This is a genomic window from Tepidiforma sp. (genome assembly GCF_026419595.1).
In the GTDB taxonomy this organism is placed as follows: Bacteria; Chloroflexota; Dehalococcoidia; order Tepidiformales; family Tepidiformaceae; genus Tepidiforma.
This window is the reverse complement of record NZ_JANZZD010000051.1, coordinates 1-4168: the sequence shown is the minus strand read 5'-3', so window position 1 is coordinate 4168 and position 4168 is coordinate 1. Positions and strand designations below refer to the sequence as shown.

Here is a 4168-nt window from a genome sequence, read left to right as displayed (position 1 = left end):
CCTTGGTGATGTTGGGGGCGCCGTACTTCTTGTCGATCACGACGTTGCGGCCGCGGGGGCCGAGGGTGACCTTGACGGCGTCGGCGAGGGCATCGACACCGTCGCGCAGGCGCCGGCGCGCGGACTCATCGAAGAGGAGTTGCTTGGCAACCATGGGGATACTCCGTTCATCGCGCGGAGGGGCGCGTCAGCGGCGGGCCGTGGCCCGTGCTGCGCGCCCCCCGGGGTGGGAAAGGGTTAGTACTCGACCTTGCAGAGGATGTCCTTCTCGTTGAGGACGATGTAATCCTGGCCGTCGATCTTGACGTCGGTGCCGGTGTACTTGGCGTAGAGGATGCGGTCGCCGACGGCGATGTCCATGGGGACGCGCTTGCCGTTCTCATCGAGGCGGCCGGGGCCGACGGCGACGACTTCGCCCTGCTGCGGCTTCTCCTTGGCGGTATCGGGGATGACGAGGCCGCTGGCGGTGATCTCCTCCTGCTTGAGGGGGACGATCACGACGCGGTCAGCGAGGGGGATGAGCTTGGACTTGGTCTCCGTCTTGGTCGCGGTCTTGGCAGCCATGGGGTATGCGTTTCCTCCTATGGGTTGCTGCTGGTGTGAGGGTAGCGAGCGCATATTAGCACTCGCAACGGGAGAGTGCTAGAGGGGTGCGGTCGACGGGCCGTCCGGGAGCGGCGGCCCCGGTGGGGCTTTGCGGCTGGTCGGGTCAGGTCGGAGATTGCAAATCGCGAATACACTTGTTACGGTTCGAGCAGCTTGGAGCGGAGGCCATGCAGCGGAAGCTCCAGGACTCTTCAAAGGACCTGGATCGATGCGAGTCTCAAGAACTGTTCTGCTACGGAGCACCCTGGCGGCGGGTGGCGGCCTGGCGGCCCTGGGCGGGATTGCGGCGGTGCTCGGCATTGGTGGCCCCGGCACAGGCTCGGCTGCCTGCCCACCTGCGCCAGCGGGGGTCACGGTGGCAGCCTCGGGCGCGGTGGAATCGCTCGGTCTCCTGCCGGAGCTGGCCGACGCGGCGGCTGCCGAACGCCCCGGGGCCATCGATGCGGCGAGCCTGCCGCTGCGGCTGGAGGGCCTGGAGCCGGTGCCGGGATTTTCGGTGCGGTCGGTGGAGGTGCGAACGGCGGCCGGGGCGACGCACGTGCGTGCATTCCTTGAGGACCCGGTCCAGCGCCGGGGGCTGCGCATTGCCGCATGGACCCAGTGCGGCGGGGTGACGCTGGTCCGGCCGGCATCGAGCCCGGTGGTACGGGAGCTCGACCTCGATATCCACGGCTGGGCGTTCCGGGCATTCGTGCCATCGGAGCGCGTGGCGGGCGGGTTCGGCCCGCGGGAGGCGTGGGCCGCGTCCGGGCAATGGGTCGTGGCGGCGGAGGGGACGGGGTTCACCTCGGATGGCGCGTTCATCGCGGCACTGGAGGCGGTGGTCCGTGGCACGGGGTGGGAGGGCTGACATGGTTCCCGTATGGAAACGCCTGGCGCGGCGTGCTGGTTGGTTCGTCCAGTCCGGATGTGCCAGATTTTCGATCGCGATTGCGGCTGCCGTGCTCGGCGCGCTCACCGCATCCACCGTCGCGGCCCATTACGGGTATGTACGGGCTCCGCTGGCAGCTAGCGCGACCGTCACCTCCGAGTGGAGTCACGGGAGCAGCTACGGCGAGCGGGCGCTCGACCTTTCCGCGAGCGGGGTGAGCGTCTATTCGAACCTGCAGAACCCAAGCTCTTCAGATTACCTCTATTATGAGGTGTACAACTACCAGGGAACCAGTTCATGCCCGGGCAGCAAATTTCACCTGTACCGCCATACAGGAAACACGTACTATTACTACGGAACGGTGAATTACGTTCATCTCGGCGATCATTCCTTTCTCTGGGGACGGTCGGTCGACATTGCTCCCGGGCAGTCTGAAACGTGGTTGTACGTTGGTTACACCGTGGCGAGCTGCGGAAGTCCCGCGCATTTGCACTTCGGCCACCTCGCGAATGACGGGATCATTGAATACATCAATCCGCCTCAAGGTTCTACGGTCTCGCCTTCGCAGCTGATCCTGTACTATTAGAGCTGGTACGGTATTGATGATCCCGTGACTGGGCGGAGTCAACGACCGGAGCACGCCAGGAATTTAAGGAGGAACGGAGCGGATGATGCGAATTCATCGATGGATGCTGCGCGTACCGCTGGTGTTGCTGGCGGCACTTGTCGCTGCCGGGGCCGCGGGCTGCTCGGACGATGACGAGGACGCACCAACGCCGACGGCGACGCCGCCGGCGACGCCAACCGCAGGGGCGACAGCGACGGCCGGGCCCGGGGGAAGCGCGACGGTGGAACCTTCGCTGCAGCCCGTGATCGACGCCCTCGTCTCCCGGGATTGGGCGCGGATTGCGCCGCTGCTGGCCCGGCGGGATGAGCCGTGCATCACCGAGGTGCGGATCGATACGGAGGCGCCGCCGTGCCCGGCGGGTGCGGCAGCGGGGACGCAAGTGCCGGTATTCCCCGCCGCGAGCTGCCACAACTTCGTGTACGAGCACGAGCTCGAAGGGCTGTTCGTGCGGCGCCCGGAAGGGTACCCGGCGCCGCAGGTGTACGGAATCTTCCGGCCGGGTGAGAAGCACCCGCGGGTCGAGCGGCTCCCGGTTGGGACACTCGGTGTCGTGTTCTCGGATGGTTCGCTCGCGTTCATGGTGATGGTGCGGGACGGGAAAGTGGTGAGCGCCGACTTCGGTTGCGGGGCGTCGGCGAGCGACATGGCGGCGCTGGTGCCGGTCGACGCGTGGCTGATGGCGCCCCCCCGTTGACGCGGACGGTTTCGCGAGCGCGCGCGTTCGCGCAGAATCGGCGTGGCCGGCCGGTCCCGGCGGGCCGATTCTGCCTGTGAAAGGAAGCCCCTGCGATGCCTGATTGCCTCGTCGACCGGGACGGCCCGGTCATGCTGATTACCTTCAACCGGCCGGAGCGGATGAACGCCATGGGCGGGACCCTGCTGGCCGACTTCCTCGCTGCCATCGAAGCGGGGCGGCGCGACGACCGGGTGAAAGCGTTCGTCGTGACCGGCGCCGGGCGGGCCTGGTGCGCCGGGGCCGACCTGCAGGCGATCGGCGCGGCGGGCGCGGACGAGCACGGGCGCCGGTTCGCGGCGGTCGACGACATCGGCGATGTGGGGCGGGTGGTGCTCGCGCTCCACCACTGCGACAAGCCGCTGATTGCGGCGGTGAATGGGGTCGCGGTGGGCGGGGGCTTCGGCCTCTGCTCGGCGTTCGATATCCGGATTGCGAGCGAGGAGGCGCGGTTCTCGACGATTTTCATCAAGCGGGCGCTGGCGCCGGACTGCGGGCTGTCGTACTTCCTGCCGCGGCTCATCGGGCCGGAGAGGGCGGCCGACCTGTTCTTTTCGGGGCGGATGGTGGATGCGCAGGAGGCGCTGGCGCTGGGCATCGTCTCGAAGGTGGTGCCGGCGGAGCGGCTGATGGAGACGGCGCTGGCCACGGCGCGCGAGTACGCGGCGCTGCCGCCTTCGGCGATGACGTATACGCGCCGGGCGGTCCGGCGGTCGCTCGATGGGGCCTCGCTGGCCGACCAGCTGGCGTTCGAGTGGGCGCAGCAAAAGGCGTGCCTGGCGAGCCCGGAGTTCCGGGAGGGGGTGCAGGCGTTCCTGGAGAAGCGGGAGCCGGATTATTCGAAGTTTTAGGCGGGGCGGTGGCGCGGCTGGCGCCGCGGGGGATGGCTGGCCGCCTTCGGCGGCGGCGCCGCGGGATGCCGCCGCTCCGCGGCGGCGGTGGAGGAGGGAGGCGGGAAGCGGGAAGCGGGAACCGGGAGGCGGGAAGCTGGTGGATGCGAGCGCCGGGGTGGGCCTCGCCGGCCCTCCGCGGGCACGGAGGCCCGCGGCTACGGGGTGCGGGAACGGGGAACGGGGAACGGGGAACGGGGAACGGGGAGAAAGGATAACCTCCAACCTCCAACCTCCAACCTCCAAGCGTAGTCGCGGGGCTCCGTCCCCGCGGGGCGCCATGCGCCCAACGGGTGTTCCGGGAACCGGGAACCGGGAGGCGGGAGGCGGGAACCGGGAGGCGGGAAGCTGGTGGATGCGAGCGCCGGGGTGGGCCTCGCCGGCCCTCCGCGGGCACGGAGGCCCGCGGCTACGGAGTTGGGAGTTGGGAGTTGGGAGTT

At 68.9% G+C, this 4168-nt stretch carries 5 protein-coding genes; 4 read left to right on the top strand and 1 reads right to left on the bottom strand.

Annotation, left to right across the window (positions count from 1 at the left end; translation table 11 throughout):
* Nucleotides 1-237: 237 nt before the first annotated feature.
* The gene (gene groES, locus N2041_RS14130; RefSeq protein ID WP_098502681.1) at nucleotides 238-564 is read right to left on the bottom strand and encodes a co-chaperone GroES; all 327 of its coding nucleotides are present in this window, start codon (nucleotides 562-564) and stop codon (nucleotides 238-240) included.
* Nucleotides 565-979: 415 nt separating this feature from the next.
* Here groES and N2041_RS14125 point away from each other — a divergent pair, with 415 nt between their 5' ends.
* The 4 genes from N2041_RS14125 to N2041_RS14110 all read left to right on the top strand — a co-directional run bounded on the left by N2041_RS14125 (nucleotide 980) and on the right by N2041_RS14110 (nucleotide 3689).
* Nucleotides 980-1456 carry a hypothetical protein gene (locus N2041_RS14125; RefSeq protein WP_158066757.1) on the top strand — a complete coding sequence of 159 codons (477 nt, stop codon included), beginning with the start codon at nucleotides 980-982 and terminating at the stop codon, nucleotides 1454-1456.
* 1 nt (nucleotide 1457) lies between these two features.
* Entirely contained in the window at nucleotides 1458-2063 is a 606-nt protein-coding gene (locus N2041_RS14120; RefSeq protein ID WP_297679219.1) for a hypothetical protein, read from the top strand.
* Between the two features lie 103 nt (nucleotides 2064-2166).
* A complete protein-coding gene (locus tag N2041_RS14115) occupies nucleotides 2167-2799 on the top strand; it encodes a hypothetical protein (RefSeq protein WP_297679218.1) in 633 nt (210 codons plus the stop codon).
* 95 nt (nucleotides 2800-2894) lie between these two features.
* Nucleotides 2895-3689, top strand: a complete 795-nt coding sequence (locus N2041_RS14110; RefSeq protein WP_297679217.1) for an enoyl-CoA hydratase-related protein — start codon at nucleotides 2895-2897, stop codon at nucleotides 3687-3689.
* Nucleotides 3690-4168: the final 479 nt, after the last annotated feature.

Bases quoted from the DNA above. Each gene is read 5' to 3' on its own strand.
- N2041_RS14110 (WP_297679217.1), top strand. From the start codon at position 2,895: ATGCCTGATTGCCTCGTCGACCGGGACGGCCCGGTCATGCTGATTACC.
- N2041_RS14115 (WP_297679218.1), top strand. From the start codon at position 2,167: ATGCTGCGCGTACCGCTGGTGTTGCTGGCGGCACTTGTCGCTGCCGGG.
- N2041_RS14120 (WP_297679219.1), top strand. From the start codon at position 1,458: ATGGTTCCCGTATGGAAACGCCTGGCGCGGCGTGCTGGTTGGTTCGTC.
- groES (WP_098502681.1), bottom strand. From the start codon at position 564: ATGGCTGCCAAGACCGCGACCAAGACGGAGACCAAGTCCAAGCTCATC.